An 18,177-nucleotide genomic window follows, 5' to 3' on the forward strand; every position below is an offset into this window, starting at 1 on the left:
TGACCAGGATCAGGGCGAAGACGCCCGCCGGAGTCGCCAGGAACAAGGCGGCGATCGCTCCGGCAACCGCCCATGCCCAGCCGCGCCGGCGGATGGCCGCGATACCGCCGACCAGGCAGACCAGCCCGCCGAGCAGAACCAGGCCCGAAAGGGTTCCGAACATCGCCGTGAGCAGCTCGAGCGGGACCTCCGGATCGTCCTGAATGTCGGGCACCGTGTTGATCACGGCGCAGATGAAGGCCAGAACCAGGCCGCCGATCAGGGCGCAGACCGAGGCCACGATCTCCAGGACACCGGCCAGGGTCGGGATCCACTGCTTATCCATGTTGCATTCTCCCCCTGTTATTTTACGTTTTCGACGTTCTTCTTGTTTCGAGGGTCACTCCGCCCGGTCGGCCAAGCCGCCGCCGGATCGCCGCGCTTCAGCTCTTCATCGCGGCGGCGAGCAGATTTCGGCGCAGCATCGCGGAGCCGGCAAGATAGCCGCCGGCCATGGCGCCGACGACCCCGCAAGAAGCCACGTCCTGCCCGGTCAAGTAGAGACCGGGGACGGCGGTTCGCGGCCGCAGTGAGCGATCCAGGAAACGCGCGGGTGAATGGTCGAGGCCGTAGATCTCTCCGCGCTCGTAGCCGGCGAAGTGCCGGGTCGAAAGAGGCGTCGAGATCTCGAGGTAGTCGATCTGCTCGCGAACGCCAGGAAGAAAGCGGCCGAACTGATCGAGCATCCGCTCCGCCAGGCTTGCCTTCAAGGCCTCGTACTCGTCGCCTCGCTTGCGCCACTCGGTCCCCGCCCAGGTCTCGAAGCGCTCGAACGGAGCCAGAGTGATCAGCTCCACCGTTGCCCGACCGGGGTAGCGCGCCTCGAAGCTCGGATCCTTGGCCGAGGGGAAAGAGACGTAGACCACCGGCAGAGGCGCCTCCGGATCCGCGAGGTAGTTGGCGAAGCTCGCGTCGTGATCGGGGCCCGGATAGAGCCACAGATTGCTCTTGGGCAGCCCGAGCTCGGCCGCGGTCCGCTTGAAACCCACGTAGAGGCACAGGTGCGAGACCGACGCCGGATGGCCTCGTGCCCGGCTCTCGAGGCCGTGTGCCCGTGCTACGACCGCGGCCAATAGCCTTGCGTAGGTGTTGCGGACTCCTGCGTCGCTGACCACGGTATCCGCTTCGATCTCGACGCCATCGGCCATCTTCACCCCTCTGGCTCGGCCGTTGCGGACCAGAATCTCCTCGACATCAGCCTGGAAGAGGACTTTGCCACCAGCCGCCTCGATTACCGGAGCGATCGCGGCCGCGATCACCGACGAGCCACCTACCGGATAGAAACCGCCCCAGAGATAGTGCCTGGCGAGGAGGGCGTGCATGGCGAAGCTGCTCCGACCGGGCGGCAGGCCGTAATCGCCGAATTGCCCGGTCAGGACCGCCTTGAGCTCGGAGTCGCCGGTGATCACGTCGAGTACTTCGCCGGTGGTCTGCCGAGCGTAGCGGAGGAATGGTGCCCTCATCAGAGCACCGCCAACCGCCGCTACCGCTCTCGGCACCGCCTTCTCGGCGAAGTAGAGCCCACTCCACCTTTCGGTTCTCTTCAGGAGCTCGAGGTAGCGATCGATCGCCGTTGTCTCTTTTGGAAAGTACTCGGCCATGCGCGCTCGGAAGCGCTCGGGACCCACCACAAAGTCGTAGATGTTGTCACCGATCGCGATCCGGTCGTAGACCTCACCCATCGACGCCCACTCGACCGAGCCATCGGTAACATATTCGAAGAGCCGGAGCGAGCCCGACTTGCGGCTTCCCATGCCGCCGATGTAGTGCACGCCCACGTCCCACTCGTAACCGCGCCGCCTGAAGACGTGAGTGAAACCGCCCGGCATGTAGTGACGCTCCAGAACCAGCACTCGCTTGCCGGCATGTTTGGCCAGAAGCGCCGCGGTCGTCAGCCCGCCGACACCGGAGCCGACGACGACGACATCGAATCGCCCCTCGGGAGGGTGCTTACGGTAACTCTGGCCAATACGGATCATGGGAATCATGAGGTGGGGCCGTCAACTCCACGAGATCCGCCAACGGCTTTCAAGCCGCCCTTCCCGAATGGAGAACCCCTCCGAAAGTTGACCACGCTCGGTCCGTTTCGTCCACCTCAGCCGGCTCCGCAGGGGTAGCGTCCTTGTCCAGCACGACGCCCTTCGCCCCAGGGCGATCTCGGCCGCCGTCTGCTTTGACGGGAAGGGGCCTAGGCGCTGTCGAATCCCGTTACAATCCCGTCCGTGCCCGCGTCGGAACATGGAGACGAAGACCGCGACCTTCGCGGCGAGAACGCGACGCCCCCGAACACCGAGCTCGTCTTCCCCGAGCCCCGACCCCGAGCCTCAAGATGGCTCGAACGGGCACTACGACCGCTCGACGGCCTCTTCAACCGCGTCTACACCTCGGATTGGAACCCGCTCTACAAGAGCGGCGCCCTGGCCGTCACTTTTCTCCTGATGACACTCGTCACCGGGGTCTATCTTTTTATCCTCTATCAAGTGGCCGATCCTTACGGATCGGTCGCCCGCCTAGACTCCACCTGGCTGGGCTCGGTCATGCGCTCGGTGCATCGTTACAGCGCCGACCTCGCCATCGTGGCGGTGGCGTTGCACGCCTTGAAGATGCTGATGACGGGACGCACCTGGGGCCCGCGCGCACTCGCCTGGGTCACGGGCGTCTTCCTGCTCGGCGTCCTGTTGCTCTGCGGCTGGACCGGATTGGTGATGGCCTGGGACGTCCAGGGACAGCTGGTGGCCATCGAAGGAGCTCGGCTTCTGGATCTGCTGCCCATTTTCTCGGAGCCGATCAGCCGGTCGTTCACGCACCCGGATTCCGTCGGGCGATCATTCTTCTTCATGAATCTGTTTCTCCATGTCGCGCTGCCGCTCGGACTCGCCGGCCTCTATTGGCTGCATTCCTCTCGAGTGGCCAGGGCGCCGATCTTCCCGCCGAAGGCGATCCATCGGTACTCGATCGGCGCGGTGATCGTCCTGTCGGTTCTAGTACCTGTTCCCCTGCCGCCGAAGTCGGACCTTCTGGCCGTACCGATCGACGTGCCACTCGACGTCTTCTACGCATTCTGGCTTCCGGTCGCGCGCGGTGTCTCGGCCCCCGCACACCTGCTCTTCTGGGCCGCGTTGGCCGCGGTCACGGTTTCCGTTCCTTGGTGGTGGCGCCCCGAGAAACGCATGGTCGCAAAATCCATCGTCGACGAGCATCACTGCGCCGGATGCACCCAGTGCTACCTCGATTGTCCGTACGAGGCGATCAACATGGTCACGCGCTCAGAGCCCTCGGACCTGTCGGTGTATGTCGCCAGAGTGGACCCGGCGCTGTGCGTGGGCTGCGGCATCTGCTCGGGCTCGTGTGCGCCGATGGGAGTCGGCCCGGTAGGCCGCTCCGGCCGCGACCAGCTGCGAGCGGCCGAGGCCTTCCTGCACGCCACACAACCGGGAGTGGACGATCTGGTGCTCATCGGCTGCGGCTACGGGCCCGGATCCGATATGACCCTGGCTTCGGAGGATGGGCTCATCGCCTACCCGAGCGGCTGCACCGGCTCGGTCCACACCTCGGTCATCGAGTCGATTCTGCGTTGGGGCGTCGCCGGCGTCTATCTCCTTACCTGCCCGGATCGAGACTGTTTCTTTCGCGAGGGCCCCAAGTGGCTCGAGGAGCGCGTCTACAACGACCGCGAGGCCGAGCTCAAAAACCGGATCGACAAGCGCCGCGTGAGAATCGGCAGCTTCGCCACCAGCGAGACCGCGTTAGCCTGGCGCTCGATCGCCGAATTCCGAGCCGAGCTCGCCGGTCTCTCTCCCGTCGTGCCCGAGCGCGACGCCGCCGTCGAAGCGGAATGCAAGACCACGGACGCCTATGCCGATTATGCGTAGTCCCGGTGGCAGCACCGCCTCTTGGCTTCGTCACTTGATCATCGTGGCGTTCACCGGAGTCATCCTCGCCGCCGTCGTGGTGCTCGGACAAGTGCCGCTCGGCCGCGGCAGCGGCCAGGCCAGGCTCCGGCTGGCCCTTCGAACGGTACTGAGCAATGCCGAGATCTGTACCGACCGAACCTCCGCGGAGCTCGAGGCCCTGCCGCAGCACATGCGCCAAGCGCGGGTTTGCGAGGAGGTGGCTCCCCCCTATCGGCTGCAGGTCGAGATCGACGGCGTTGAAGTCGTCGACGAGCGCGTCGAGCCGGGCGGCCTGCGCGGGGACCGGCCCTTGATCGTGGATCGCCAGATCGAGCTGCCGCCTGGTCCGGAGGACATGGTCGTGCGCTTCAGCCCGGTCGTTGATGTGCTTCTGGAGGAATCCCTGACCCGGGCGTCGGTCACCCTCCCGAGCTATGTGCTCGAGCAGAACGTCGAGCTGGTCGCCGACCGCATCCTGCTGGTAACGCTCAACGACGCCACCGGCGCGCTCGAGATCTACGGCGTGCCCTGATCCGTCCAATGGCGGCGATCCGGCGCTGTTCGCCGCGACCAGGGAGGCCACTTTCGAGCCCCTACGCCATGACGCGCCGGACCGCTTCGACGACCCACCCGACGGTCGGACCGTTGAACGCATAGGCGATGGTGCCGTCGGGCGCCAGCACGTAGACCAGCGCCGGGTGTGTGACATCACCCGTCTGCGGATCGCGATCGATGGGCATGTCCCAGGCCTCCAGCACGCCGAGGACCTCCGCCACCTCGCCCGAAAGCACGTGCGTGGCCGGCAGCTCGCTCAGGCGCCAAGACTCGACCAGCGAGGGTAGGGCGCTCGGTGTGTCGCGCCAGGGATCCAGCGTCACCACCACCACGGCTGACGGGACTTTCGGCTCGACCTCCGCAAGCTCGGTCGCGGCACGTCGGACGGTCTCGACGACGACGGGGCAGATCGTCTTGCAGTGGGCGAAGGCGAATGTCAGTAGCGCAGGTCGTCCATCCAGATCCTCGATCGACAGCACCTCTCCACTTTGATCGACCAGGCCCAGAACCGGCGCCGGTCTCTCCTGCCGCGGATAGCTCTCGGGAAGCTCGTCGGGAATCGTCGAAAGCCGCGTAATGGCATCCAGACGACGTGCTTGAGCGACTCGTCCGCCCACGAATGCCACGCCGATCAAGGGCACCAACGAAAGGGCGACCAGGACCACGCGCCCGATTCGGCCCAGCGCCAACTGCCGGAGAGCTCGGCCCAGATCGCGGCCCCAGACACCGAGCAAGAAGCCAAGCATCGCCAGTGGACTGGCGATCAAGGTCGCCCAGCCCCAGGGCTCGGGCAGGCCGTTGGGCTGGGTCCCGAAGCACACGCTTCGTGCGCTCGCCAGCCAGTCTGGCGGAACCGGTAGCGGCGCAAACGCGAGCGCCCACCACATGACTGTAATCACCAGCCAGGCGATAAACGCTCCGAGGGCGAATTTCGGTGTCACCTACGCACCTCCGCCCCTAGCCCAGACGCTTCTCAGGCCAGAACAAAGGAGAGGCTTGCAGTAGGCCGAGGCCCTCATGTGGCTTTGGCACGAAACAAACGCGACGCCGCAAATGCCCGAAGATGCGAGGCTTGCGACCGGAGGCTGCCGCAGGCGTACTCGAAGTACGCCGAGGACAGCCGATGGGAGCATAACGAAGCAGATTCGGGCATAGGCGGCCGTCGCGTCAGCCGATTTTCCAGATGAGGGAGAGCAGTTTCCAATTCGTGAAGTAGTAGAGCATGAAAACCGCCAGAAAGACGAAGACCAGAATCACGGTTCCCGGGGTCCCTTTCTTGTGTACTTGCTCGGCCTCTTCGCCCGTGTTGATCTGCGGCGGGAGCTTGCTGACACCCTGCGGGACTCCGGCCATTCCGGGCTCGAGTGCCTCGAAATCGAGCGTCTTACCGAAGAACACCGAGAGCACCGCGATGATCACGAAAGACAGGGCGCCGATCGCCGCCAGCACCCCGCCCAGACCGACGCCGGCCAGTAGCAGGTCGACCGCGGGCGGGAACTCGTGCTGAAACGGTGCATTGGCGAAGGAAATGTCCCAATGCCTCCGCGGAGCGCCGAAGATTCCGGCGAACGTCATGCTCATCGACATCACGGTGATGCCGATCGCAAACAAGTAGGGCTGGATCTTGGCCAGCTTCCACAGCGCCACCTTCTTGCGGAAGATGAGCGGTATCACGTAGTAGGTCAGCGCCATGAACGCCAGGGCCGTGCCGCCCACCACCGTGGTGTGGAAGTGACCGGGAATCCGCAGCGTGTTGTGGGCGATGATGTTGATCTGCTCGGTGCCGATCGTCACGCCCGTGATGCCGCCGAGAAAGCCGAAGATCAGCAGCGACATGAACATCCCGCTGAAACCCGGGTCGCTCCAGGGCGCCTTCTTCAGCCACTCGAAGCTGCCCTTGACGAAGCCGCGCATGCGCTGTCCGAGCTCGATGCCCGCCGGCACGGTGAAGCCGTGGATCATGCTGGCCAGAACCGCCAGATACATCGCGTAGCTCGTGTTCCAGACCTTCCATCCCGGTCCCATGCCCGGGTCGACCAGGAGGTGGTGGGCCGACGCCATCGAGATGAAGCCGACGTAGAGCACGAACGCCCACCGGCTGACTTTCTCGTTGAGCACCACGGCGCCCACGGTCAGCCCGCCGAGCAGATACCAGACCGCGACCATGGCCGCGACATTGATCTGCTGCGACGAATGTCCCAGGCCCCACCAGATCAGCCGGTAGACCTGGGGGTCCATCTCCATCATGCCGAGCGACCAGAAGAAGGTCGGGATATAGACGATGGCGCCGTGCAGGAGGGTGATGACGGCGATGATCGCCGCCGTCAATCCGCCAAAGGCGACGAGCGGCATCGACCCCTCGTAGGTCTTCTCCCGCTTGGCGACCACCAGGCTCGCGAAGAACAGACCCACGACGATCAGAGCACCGACGGCGAAGAGGATGATCCCCAGGTAGTAGAGCGGGTCGGCTCTGAGCGGTACGTAGGAAGTAAACAGTACGTCCGCCTTACCGGCGAACACCATCCAGTCGACCATCACCATGCCGACGAGCATCAGGGCAAACCCCGTCCAGCCGAGCCTGGGGGCGGGCTGGCGCGAGTTGAGGGCGATCGGGCCGGCGAAGTAAAGAATCGCCATCTCGAAGAAGATGATGAAGAAGATCAACATATTGAGCCCGTGCGCGGTCAGCAGCCGGTAATACCAGTCGGCCGGCAGCAGATGCACGGTCTGCCAGCGGGTCAGGGCGAGCAGAATCGCCGCCACGGCGCCGATCAGGAGGGCGACGATCGCCACGACCGCGTTGATCTTGAGCAGGTTCTCGGCATCGCGGTTGACGTTCAGGCCGGTGACCGGACAGCGGCGAAACACCACATCGGAGAAGCTGGGCGAGCTCATAGGGCACCTCCTGCCGCGGCGGCCGCGCCTGCTGCGGCACCCGAGCCCGCGGGCTCGATCACGATCTTGCCGAGCATCAGATGATGATTGATGCCGCAGAACTCGTTACAGATCACCTTGTAGTCACCGGGGTTGTTGGGCGTGATCTTGAGCCCGTAGTCATATCCAGGAACGATCTGGAAGTTGACATTCGCCGGATAGAGGCTGAAACCGTGATTGACGTCGAGCGAGGAAATGTGAAGCGTGTACTCCACCCCCTCTTTGAGAACCAGCACAGGCTTCCAAGCCCACATCGTGCCCTGGAGATAGACGTCGCTTCCCGGCGGCGGCTTGACGACCGGGATCCCGCTCTCCTCGCCGACCTTGTAGTCTTCGATGAAGCGCTCGACCCGGGTCGCAAAAGCCTTGGCTTCGACCTTGGAGCGAATCCCGGAAGGGTTCTGTCCACCCTTGATATGCCAAAACGGCATCATGGCGAAGAGCACCATGCACCAGATGAACGCGATGATGATCCAGACCTTTTCCTGCTTGCCCGCAGGCTTCCACCAGACCCCTTTGGGTGGGACGATTGCGGTGTGTAGGCTCATCCGGGTCCTCCTTGCCTATGGAAGCGTCGCATCGGGAAGGGTGAGGACCTCGTACATGCCCCATCCGGTGTAGAAGAGGAACATCACCAGCAGACCCAACAGAAGCAGAAGGAAGGGCCGGTCGAACAGGCGCTGCCCCAAGGGGATCTCGGCCGGTGGCGAGGTGGTTTCGGTGGTTTCTTCCATTGGGCCCCCTTTTCCCTGGCGTTGCATGTGGCTCACGCGCTCGATACCCCAGGCCTCGACCCCTCGTGAACCGGCGGCTAGAAAATGTTGCGCTCAATATCTCCCACCCCTTTGCGTATTGGACCACCTTTTTGGGTAGGTTCAGTCAGCCGGTATTGCGCATTCCTGCCGAGACTCCGACCAGACTCACTTTGACCGCGTAGTCGAGCGCTTCGCGGTCGACTGCGTCTTCGGGGAGTGACCGCAGCCGTCTCAGAAGCTCGACCTGGCAGTGGGAGATCGGGTCGACATACGGGTCGCGCAGCCGGATCGAGCGCGCCAGCGTCGGATCGCCATCGAGGAGTCCGGTACCGGTTGCCCGGCTGATGGCGGCGACCGTACGCTCGAACTCCTCGTGAATCAGAGTGCCGAAGCGCTGCCTGATCTCCCGAGTCTCCACCAGCGCAAGGTAGCGGTCGAAGATTCCGAAGTCGGCCTTGGCGAGGCTCATCTGCGAAAAATCGAGCAGCGTTCGAAAGAACGGCCACTCGCGGTACATCTCGGCGAGCAGTGTGTCCGGGACCACTTCGAGCCCCGATCCCAGGCTGAACCAGCCCGGGAGGTTGGCCCGACACTGTGTCCAAGAGAAGACCCACGGAATCGCGCGCAGGTTCGACAGCGACGGCTCTCCCTGGCGCCGGGCCGGCCGCGAGCCGATATCAAGCCGGCTGATCTCGTCGATCGGCGTCACCGAGTGATAGAAATCGAGGAAGCCCTCGGACTCGAGCAGTCCCCGGTAACGAGCTTTAGCCGCTGCCGCGGCCCGGGCGATCGCGTCACGGTACGCGCCGGGCACATCCGCTCGAGCCTTGGCGTCGTCCCGCGCCGAGCTCAACAGGAAGGCGTGCGCGACCTGCTCCAGATGCCGGTGCGCGAGATCGGGGTCCGAGTAGCGGTTGTCGAGGGCCTCGCCCTGCTCGGTCATGCGCATGCGGCCACCGAGCGACCCGGGCGGTTGCGCCAGAATCGCTTGCCCCGCGGGACCTCCGCCGCGTCCGATCGAGGTGCCGCGGCCATGAAAGATGCGCAGCGGGATCCCGGCTTCCCTGCAGACCTCGGCGACGCCCTCCTGGGCCTGGTAGAGAGCCCAGTTGGCCGCCAGAAAGCCGGCATCCTTGTTCGAATCGGAGTACCCGATCATGATCTCCTGAAGCCCCCTCCGCTCGATATGCTCCAGGTACGCCGGGATCGCAAGCAGATCGCTCAGAACGTCGGGCGCGTTCTCGAGGTCGGCCACGGTCTCGAACAGCGGCACCGCATCGATCTCGCGGACCCCAGCAAATCGGGAGAGCACGAGAACCTCGAGGATGTCGGAAACGCCTTCGGTCATCGATATCACGTAGCCGCCGGTTGCTTCCGCGCCGAGGCGCTGCTGGACGCCGGCGAGGACTCGCAGAAACTCGAGAGCCTTGACCGTTGTCGCCTCGAGCTCCCCGGGCACTTCCGGAGCCTCGGCCTCGAGCCGAGGCGCGAGCACTTCGATCCGCGCCGCCTCGGGCAGCTCTCGATAGCTCTGGGTAGTCCCACTCTGTCGCAGCAGATCGTCGAGCGCCGCCTCGTGGTGCCGGGAGTGCTCCCGCAGGTCCAAGGCGGCGAGATAGGTGCCGAAAGCCGCGGCCCGGTGCTGCACCGGACGAACGAAGGCGTCCGCGGCGCGGGCGTCGCCGCTTGCCCGGAGAGCTCGGTCGAGCTTCGCCAGATCGGCCCGATACTTGGCGCCACCGGCACCGCCGAGCCCCGCGACATCACCGGATTCATCGCTCGCGGGGGACCCGGCCGACCGCAACCGGCCGAGCTCCTCGGTGAGATCACGATGAACGTAAAACAAGCGCCTCCGATAGGGCTCGCCGGCAAACCGAGGGCTGAGTCCGAAGCGATCGGCCAGTTTCTCCAGCTCGCCTCTGAGCCTGTCCAGGGATGCTGCCTTGGGCAGCCGGCGCTCCCACTGCGAGAGTCGCTGCACCAGCAGATCGACGTCGGCGAGATGGCGCTCGATCGCCACCTCGCCCTGCAGACGGTAGGTTTCTTCGGTCACCTCGGGGGTCACGAACGGATTCCCGTCTCGGTCGCCTCCGATCCACGAGCGAAAGCGCACCATCGGAGACAGCGGCTCTTGCGAATCGGCGCCGGACCCCGAGTCGCCGTAGTAGACCGCGAGCGCGCGCGCGAAATCACCCTGGAGCCTCGGTACTGCATCGAGAAGCGAACGCCGGTAGTAATAGAGGGCGTTCTTGACCTCGTCGAGGACCGTCGGTTTGCGGGTGAACAACTCGCGAGTCCGCCAGAGCGTCGCCACCTCGGCGTGGATCTCGTCTCGAAGCGCCCGCCGGTCCTGGGGCGCCAGATCCCACTCGCGCAGATGCCTGAGCGCGCTCGCAATACGCTCGAGCTTCAGACGCACCGTGTAGCGCTTGACCTCGGTGGGGTGCGCGGTGAGGGTAAGCTGAATGTCGAGATCTTCAACGAATCCTCGCACCCGTTCATAGGGCCAGCCGTGATCCTTGAGATGCTTGATCGCCGCCGCCACGGACTCGGGCTTGGGTTCGTCCTCCGTCGCTTCGCGCTCTCTTACCCGATTCACCCGGATGCGATGGATCTCCTCGGCCAGGTTGATGAGCTGGAAGTAGACCGTGAAAGCCCTCACCAGGCGCTCGGCCTGCCCGAGCTCGAGCCCGGCCAGGATCCCGCCGAGCTCGGCTTCGAGGTCCTGCCTTCCCGGGTCTTCTCGAAGTCCTTTGGTCAGACCGCGAACCCGCTCGACGAGCTCATAGAACCCTTCCCCCTCGAGCTGCCGCAGGACCGTGCCCAAGGCCCGGCCCAGAAAATCGACATCCTCGCTCAGTTGAGCAAACAGACCTTGCGCCTGGCTTTCCCGAACGGTCGAAGACATCCGCGCATTGTAGCCGGGAGGTCCGGCGCGAAGCCGTCAAGGCATTCGGAAAAGATCGTCGCGCAGCTCTTTGCCGATCTTGGTGTTGAGCCGGATGATGCGCGCCAGATTGTGCTCCTCGACCCAGTCCACGAGATCCTGCGGCAAGGCGCTCTGGTACCAGAACCGATCACCGTCTCTCAGCCGTTCGAACTGGTCTCGCACGACGTGAAAGATGAGCTCGCCCACCATGGCGCCGGGCACGTGGTCCTCGGCCAGCGCGCCCACCCAGGCGTCGATGTCGTCCACCGAGGCGTAGATTGCGGCAAGCCGCTGCCGGGCCTCGCGATCACCGGTAATGTCGGCAAAGGTCCGGGCCGGTGGCAACCCCAGATCGATGCGCGTCTGGTTGTAGCTCGCCAGGCCGTGGTCGCGGCCCCGCTGGATATTGAGCGCGGGCAGATCGAAACCGCCCTCACCGGGTCGGCCGAATAAAAAATTGCGCACGTCGTCCACGACCTGGACGTCCACCTCCTGCGAATAAGCCGAGGCGAGCCCGCGCAGAAACGGCTCGACACCGGTATCGACCAGCTCCTGGGGCGCGAAGAAGGCATCTCGCAGTCGGAGGTGGCCCCCCGGAATCGGTTTTCCGTCGCGAGCCACGCGCCGCAGCTTCCTTGGCAACAAGCTGTGACCGAAACGGAAACACGCGGTAGAGAACAGGTTCGAGATCTCGGGACGGACCTTGGGATCGTAGCCTTCGTATGGAGCCAGGGCTCCCGCACCCAGGAGTGCCGGCAAGAACTCGTTGTAGGTAATCGCCTGGAGCTCGGCGCCGACAAGGGCCCGGGCCAGCTGATAGCGCTCTTCGTGCTTGGAGACTCCCTGGCGGCGCAGCATGCGGGCTATGCGGTTGTGCTCGCGCACGAACAGCACGTGCAAGGAGGTGAGCACGACATTCTCGTTCGCGCGCACGTCCCCGGCCAGGAAAAGCGACGGATCATGATCCGTCGGCGCGTTGGCCAGACCGCGGGTATTGCCGGGCAGCAGGCCCGCGCCTCCGGTCTTCAAACGATCACCCTTGCCACGTCTTCGGCGCAAAGCCCTGGCACGCTCCTTGTCCGAGCCGTAAACCGACGAGCCATCTATCCAGGCCGTAATCTCGTTGACCTGCTGTCGGACCCGGCCCTTGCCATGGTTGGAGCGCAGAAAGGGGATCACCATCTCGCCGGTTCCTGCCGGATCGAAAAACGGATCGCCCATCGGAACCGGAATGTCCATCCGCTCGGGCGGATCGGCAGGACCGGTGAGCGAGATATCGTGGTCGACAAACTGCCCCCAAGCCCAGATGAAGTGGCTCATCCCGGCGCGATTCCGCCGCGAGCCTTCCTGAGCGGCACAACCGTTACTGATCTCACGCGCCCCGGGTCTCGAGACTCCGGCGGGCGTCGAGCGGCCGTTGTCATAGGCGGGGCTCGTCAGCCGAAGCAGCTCGACTCCCGTACTGCCCCACTCGGCGTGGTCCTTGTTGTTGCCGGTACCGTCGATCGAGCGGAACTTGAGCCGCTCGGCCGACGCTCCACCCGCGCCGGCAAGGACAAGCGCCAAAGCCAGGGCCGCTGTTTTCTCTGTTCTCGACTTCGAACTCGGTTTCGCCTCGCCCATCGTCTCCTCCCCTTTCCCAATCTCCTTCGAATCTCAATACACTCTGATGATCATAATTCTTTCTCCCCCAAGTCGCCAGTTTCGCAATCGCGAAACCAAGTCTTGCTCTCCTGATATCTTTGTTTCAGGCCTCTTCACCTCCCCAAGACAAGGAACCCTCGCTATGGCGACCCGATTGAAGCTCTGTGGACTCCTCCTGCTCCTTTTCGCGGCCATTCCCGCCCAGATGGCCCTTGCCGAGACGGCAACGCAGCCTCGGCTCACACCCGAAATGGTCGTCGACCTCGAGCGCGTCACGGCGGTCGCGATCTCGCCCGACGGCCGTGCCGTGGCCTACACGGTCGAGGTCGCGCGCAAGGAGGATGACGAGCCCGGCGACTCGTACTCGGAGCTTTGGGTCGCGAGCCTGGAGGACGGCAAGACCCGTCACTATGCCGGCCATAGTGAGGAGATCAACTCCCCCGCCTGGTCACCGGACGGCGAATTGATCACTTTCCGGCTCAAGCGAGAGAAGGTCCACAAAGAAGTCCAGATCTATGCCATTCCTGCGCGCGGCGGTGAAGCGCGCCTGTTGACCCGTCAGAGCGCGGATGTCCAGAGCTATCGCTGGTCCCCGGACGGCAAGTGGATCGCCTTTGCCGCCAAGGACCACGACACCGAGGCGCGCACGAAAGAGAAGGAGGGTGGCCAGGACTGGGTGGTCTGGGGCGAGGAACCCAAGCATCGCCACCTGTGGCTGCTGAGCGTCAACACCGGCGAAAGCCAGCGGCTTTTCAGTGCCGACCTCGATGCCCGTGAGATCCACTGGACGCCCGACGGCGAGAGCGTCGTGTTCCAAGCCACCACCACGGCCCTGATCGACGACGAGTACATGTTCACCCAGATCTACCGGGCACCGGCTCTTGGAGACGAGGATCCAGAAGTCGTCACTCCCACCGAGGGCAAGCTCGGTCACATGGCGATCTCACCCGACGGCAAGACCCTCGCCTATTTGGGTGCTACCAGCCTCAATGATCCGGTTGCCCAGAGCCTGTTCGTCGTTCCCCTGAACGGCGGGTTTGCTCGCAACCTCACCCAGAACTACGCGGGCAGCGCCGCCAATCTGGCCTGGAAGGACAACCAGACGATCGCTCTGCTCTCGGCCGAGGGCGAAAGCCACGCGCTGCTCGATGTCAACATCCGAAGCGGCAAGCGCGAGCCGGCAAACCTCGACGGTCTGGTCGTTCGCCAGTTCGACTGCTCGACGGCGACCGGAGCTCTGGCGGTCGCGGCCGAATCCCCGGCTCATCCCGCCGAGCTCTTCTTCCGAGAATCCGGCAAAGGTTCCCTGCAGCGGCTCAGCCGGCACAGCCGGATCCTGGAAGACATCCGTCTGGCAAGTCAGGAAGTCATCCAGTGGAAGGGCGCCGAAGACTGGGACATTCACGGCGTTCTGACCTATCCGCTCGACTACGAAAAGGGGCAACGGTACCCGCTGGTTCTGCAGGTTCACGGAGGTCCGGAGGGCGTCAGCCTCAACGGCTGGACAACAACGCCCGGATACCCGGTGCAGCTCCTGGCCGCTCGAGGCTACGCCGTACTGCAACCGAACTACCGCGGCAGCTCCGGCCGCGGTGTCGCGTTCAGCAAAGCAGACCACGACGACCTCGGAGGCACCGAGTTCGAGGACATCCTGGCCGGCGTCGATGCCCTGGTCGAGCGCGGCCTCGCCGATCCCGACCGTGTCGGTACGGGCGGCTGGTCCTACGGCGGCTACATGTCGGCCTGGGCCGCGACCCGGCACAGCGAGCGCTTCCGAGCCTCGGTAGTCGCCGCCGGCCTAACCAACTGGATCGCCTTTGCCGGCTCCACCGACATCCCCTATGAGATGTCCATCGTGCACTGGAACTCATGGTGGTTCGACGAGCCGGAGCTGCACTGGCGGCGCTCGCCGCTGGCTCACATCAACAAGGCGCGCACCCCCACACTGATCGTGACCGGGGCTGAGGACGAGCGGGTCCACCCCGAGCAAGCCATGGAGCTGCACACCGGGCTCCGGATCAAGGACGTCCCGACCCAGATGGTGTTTTATCCGCGCGAGCCTCACGGGCTCGACGAGCGCGCCCACCGTCTCGACTTCATCGGCAGGACGCTGGACTGGTTCGACAAGTACCTGTCGGCGCCGAAGGTCGAAGCGATGGAAGACCGCAGGGACTGAGCTCCACGCGTGCGGGCTACTCTCACTGACTATTCTTGGGCCTACGTTACCGAAAGTCGGCAGCGGGTGCCGCCTCCGCGCGAGCCATCAGTAAATGGAAAGGCTCGCTTGTTGTGGCAATGGAGCTCCGTCTCGACCGAGTCACTCCGAGTCACCGGGATCTCTCTACTCCGCCGCTTCCTCTTCCGCCCTCGAATGCTTGCCGAACCAGTCGACTAAATAGAGCACCGTGCGCATGAAATTCGATGGCTTGGTGGTCGTGCCGTGGTACTCGTCGTTGAATCGCAGCATCGCGGTCTCGACGCCCTGGACCTTCAACGCCGCGTAGTACTCCTCGGTCTGGGCCATCGGCGTTCTCAGGTCCAGCTCGCCGGTCATCAGCAGGGTTGGCGTGGTCACCTTGCCGACGTGCATCAGCGGCGAATGCTCGAGCCACTTGTCGGGTTTGTCCCAGAAGTAGCCGTCGAAGCGATGGTAGCCCCACTGGACGATATCGGCCGTGCCGGCGAAGCTGATCCAGTTGGTCACCGGACATCGCACCGCCGCGGCCGCGAAACGATCGGTCTGGCCGATCGCCCAGCTCGACAGCACCCCCCCACCGCTGCAGCCGGTCACATACAACCGATCCTCGTCCACGTAGCCCCTATCCAGCACCGCGTCGACCCCCGCCATCAGATCGTCGTGATCGACACTCGGGTACGACTTGTCGATGGCGTTGCCGAACTCGGTACCGTAGCCGGTGCTGCCGCGCGGATTTGTGTACAGCACCAGGTACCCGTGAGCCGCCAGGTTCTGATAGAAGAGGCTGAAGCCAACGTTATACATGGCGTGTGGACCGCCATGGACGTGGAGAATCATCGGGTAGTCCTCGTTCTCGTCGAACTCGGGGGGCTTGACGATCCACCCCTGCACTTGGGTGCCGTCGGTCGAGGTGTACCAGATCTCCTCGACCTCACCCATCCTTTCGCCGGTCAGGCTGTCCTCGTTGACCCTAGTCAGCTGTTTGCCGCCGCCGTCGCCGGCCAGGTTCAGCAGGACCACGTCGGCCGGCTCCTGGTAGGACGACCGGGTCGCCGCAGCGGTCTCGCCCTGACTCGACGAGGCGAGGGAGAGCATATGCACTCCCTCGGTGACCTGGCGCAACTTCCCTCGCAGCGGCGCGAAGTAGATGTTGCGCGTACCGCGGTCGCCGGCCTGAAAGTAGACACCGCCGCTGTCCGGACTCCAGAAAAGCTGCTCGGCGTCGCGATCCAGATCGCCCGAGGTTTTGCGCGGGTCGCCACCGGCCACGGGTGCGATATAGAGATCCGATGCCTGGTAGCTCTGCAGCGTGTACGGGAAACCCGCGAAAGCGACCGTCTGGCCGTCTGGAGAGACCACCGGTCCTTGCCAGTCGCCCTTTTCAGTGACCACTTGGCGGACCTCTTCACTGGCGACATCCACCGCATAGATGTAGTTCTGGCGGTAGCCATCGAGCTCGGGCTTTTCGTCCATCAGCCCGTCGAAGAGGATCTCCCGGCCGTCGGACGTCCATGAGATTCCGCCTCCAAACTCCATCCCCGAGAAACGCGCACCGGCGTTCCAAGAACCCTCGGTAAGCTGCCGTGCCGTGCCACCGTCGGCCGGAACCACGAACACGTGGGTAAAGCCCTCCTCCAAGAAGCCTCGATAGTCCTGCCGGTAGTGGGTTTTCGTCACCAAGCGCGGGGGCTTGGTCCATTCCGCTCCTTCCGGCGACTTGGGCAGCTCGATGTTCCATTCCTCCTTCTCCGGCACGAGCATGAGAAACGCGATCGACTCGCCGTCCGGCGACCAGCGCATGCTGCCGGGCGTCTCGTGAACCCGCGTCACCTGCGACGTCGCCCCATCACTCATCCAGCGCACGTAGATCTGGGTCGCTCCCCCTTCGTCGGCGGCCGTGTAGGCGATTCGCGTTCCATCCGGGGACCACAGCGGATTCGAGCCCTGGGTCAGGAATCGGTGTCTCGAGCCGTCGGCGTTGACGATCCACAGCTCCGATTCCCACCGGTCGGCGAGATCGTCGACGTGCCGACGGCCGTAGATCACCTGGGATCCGTCCGGCGAGATCTGCGGGCTCGAGACCCGCTCCATCTCGAGAATCTGGGCGACGCCAAGGTAGTCCTCGGGCATCGGTTCTTCGTCCTCGGGCTCGTCGGCGTGGCCGACCGAAGCGGCGCCCACGAGAGCACAAAGAATCAAGCATGACAATAGATCGCGGAAACGACGTGGGAGCGACAAACCGGGCATGTTCTCTCCTTCTAAAGACCGGCCCGAATGATCGGACCCGAAACAAGATTGGCGGTTGGATGCCGATCCTAGCCGATCCCAGGTACGCTGTTTGCAGCTGACGACGCCGAGCGCTGAGGCTTCGTGGCTCCGGATCAGGTGTAGCCTGGCTCTCCAAGCCCGCCGCGGAATGGTGTGGAATCTCGCGCTGCTCGTCTCTCGGAATTTTTTTCCTATCCAAAGGGGAACTGATGCGCAAGCTACGCCCATCGAGCAACTCGGGCCGACTGGTCGCAATGACGGCGATTCTGGCCCTCTTGGCGACCACTTCCGGGTGCGCCTGGATCCGTAACCAGACGGCACCGACGACCACCAAGCGAGACAAGACCAAGAAGGGGGCCGGCTATGGCGCCGCCGCGGGTGCCGCCGCGGCCATCCTCAAGGGTGAGCGCGAGGCCGACGAGATCCTCGCCGGGGCCGCCGTCGGTGCTGCCGTCGGTGCGGGAGTCGGGCACTACATGGACCGACAGGAAGAGCGATTCGCGCGCATCCCGGGGACGACGCTGGAGCGAGTCAGCAGCGACGTTCTGCTGGTCCGGTTCGACTCGAACGTGCTGTTCGCGGTCGATTCAGCGACGATCGGCGCAGGCGGCCGCTCGACCCTCGAGGACGTAGCCGTGATTTTGAACGACTACGAGAAGACGGCGGTCGTCGTCCAGGGCCACACCGACTCGACCGGCAGCGAAGAGCACAACTTTGACCTGTCCGAGCGACGCGCCAAAGCCGTGCGCAACCACCTGGCGGACCGCGGCGTCACCGCAGGCAGGATGACCGCGCTCGGCTACGGCGAAGGCTATCCGGTGGCCTCCAACGCCAGCGAATCCGGGCGCCGTCGCAACCGACGGGTGGATATCCTGCTCAAGGCCAAGGCCGTGTAGCGGAAGCCACGCACGGCCCGAGCCAGACCGAAGCGGAGACCGCAGCCAAGAGTCGCGCTAGGCTTGG

The 18,177-nt window shown here is 64.5% G+C and carries 12 protein-coding genes; 4 read left to right on the forward strand and 8 right to left on the reverse strand.

What is annotated here, in order from left to right; translation table 11 throughout:
* Window positions 1–325: hypothetical protein (locus GY769_16715; GenBank protein MCP4203563.1), on the reverse strand; the 325-nt coding region annotated here is incomplete at its 3' end.
* 97 nt (window positions 326–422) lie between these two features.
* Window positions 423–2,027 (reverse strand): NAD(P)/FAD-dependent oxidoreductase, encoded by a 1,605-nt coding sequence (locus GY769_16720; protein ID MCP4203564.1) that lies wholly within the window; start codon window positions 2,025–2,027, stop codon window positions 423–425.
* Between the two features lie 234 nt (window positions 2,028–2,261).
* On the opposite strand from GY769_16720, the gene GY769_16725 reads away from it, so the two are divergent.
* Together GY769_16725 and GY769_16730 are read left to right on the forward strand one after the other, a co-directional pair.
* Window positions 2,262–3,911, forward strand: a complete 1,650-nt coding sequence (locus GY769_16725) for a hydrogenase iron-sulfur subunit (protein MCP4203565.1) — start codon at window positions 2,262–2,264, stop codon at window positions 3,909–3,911.
* Window positions 3,904–4,464, forward strand: coding sequence for a hypothetical protein (locus tag GY769_16730; GenBank protein ID MCP4203566.1), 561 nt, complete (start codon window positions 3,904–3,906; stop codon window positions 4,462–4,464). The genes GY769_16725 and GY769_16730 overlap by 8 nt, the downstream gene beginning before the upstream one ends.
* A gap of 61 nt (window positions 4,465–4,525) precedes the next feature.
* On the opposite strand, the gene GY769_16735 is transcribed toward GY769_16730, so the two are convergent.
* The 5 genes from GY769_16735 to GY769_16755 form a co-directional block, all read right to left on the reverse strand.
* On the reverse strand, window positions 4,526–5,428 hold the full coding sequence (locus GY769_16735; GenBank protein ID MCP4203567.1) for an SCO family protein: 903 nt from the start codon (window positions 5,426–5,428) through the stop codon (window positions 4,526–4,528).
* 226 nt (window positions 5,429–5,654) lie between these two features.
* Window positions 5,655–7,355 carry a cytochrome c oxidase subunit I gene (locus tag GY769_16740; protein MCP4203568.1) on the reverse strand — a complete coding sequence of 567 codons (1,701 nt, stop codon included), beginning with the start codon at window positions 7,353–7,355 and terminating at the stop codon, window positions 5,655–5,657.
* A gap of 23 nt (window positions 7,356–7,378) precedes the next feature.
* The gene (locus GY769_16745; GenBank protein MCP4203569.1) at window positions 7,379–7,969 is read right to left on the reverse strand and encodes a cytochrome c oxidase subunit II; all 591 of its coding nucleotides are present in this window, start codon (window positions 7,967–7,969) and stop codon (window positions 7,379–7,381) included.
* 331 nt (window positions 7,970–8,300) lie between these two features.
* The gene (gene ppc, locus GY769_16750; protein MCP4203570.1) at window positions 8,301–11,084 is read right to left on the reverse strand and encodes a phosphoenolpyruvate carboxylase; all 2,784 of its coding nucleotides are present in this window, start codon (window positions 11,082–11,084) and stop codon (window positions 8,301–8,303) included.
* Window positions 11,085–11,120: 36 nt separating this feature from the next.
* Window positions 11,121–12,728 (reverse strand): peroxiredoxin, encoded by a 1,608-nt coding sequence (locus tag GY769_16755; protein MCP4203571.1) that lies wholly within the window; start codon window positions 12,726–12,728, stop codon window positions 11,121–11,123.
* A gap of 163 nt (window positions 12,729–12,891) precedes the next feature.
* Here GY769_16755 and GY769_16760 point away from each other — a divergent pair, with 163 nt between their 5' ends.
* Complete coding sequence (locus GY769_16760) at window positions 12,892–14,925, forward strand: S9 family peptidase (GenBank protein ID MCP4203572.1); 2,034 nt, start codon at window positions 12,892–12,894, stop codon at window positions 14,923–14,925.
* A gap of 165 nt (window positions 14,926–15,090) precedes the next feature.
* On the opposite strand, the gene GY769_16765 is transcribed toward GY769_16760, so the two are convergent.
* Entirely contained in the window at window positions 15,091–17,076 is a 1,986-nt protein-coding gene (locus GY769_16765) for a S9 family peptidase (GenBank protein MCP4203573.1), read from the reverse strand.
* Window positions 17,077–17,423: 347 nt separating this feature from the next.
* Between GY769_16765 and GY769_16770 the strand changes: the two genes are divergently transcribed.
* Complete coding sequence (locus tag GY769_16770) at window positions 17,424–18,110, forward strand: OmpA family protein (GenBank protein MCP4203574.1); 687 nt, start codon at window positions 17,424–17,426, stop codon at window positions 18,108–18,110.
* Window positions 18,111–18,177: the final 67 nt, after the last annotated feature.

Source organism: bacterium (assembly GCA_024224155.1).
Lineage (GTDB): Bacteria > Acidobacteriota > Thermoanaerobaculia > Multivoradales > JAHEKO01 > CALZIK01.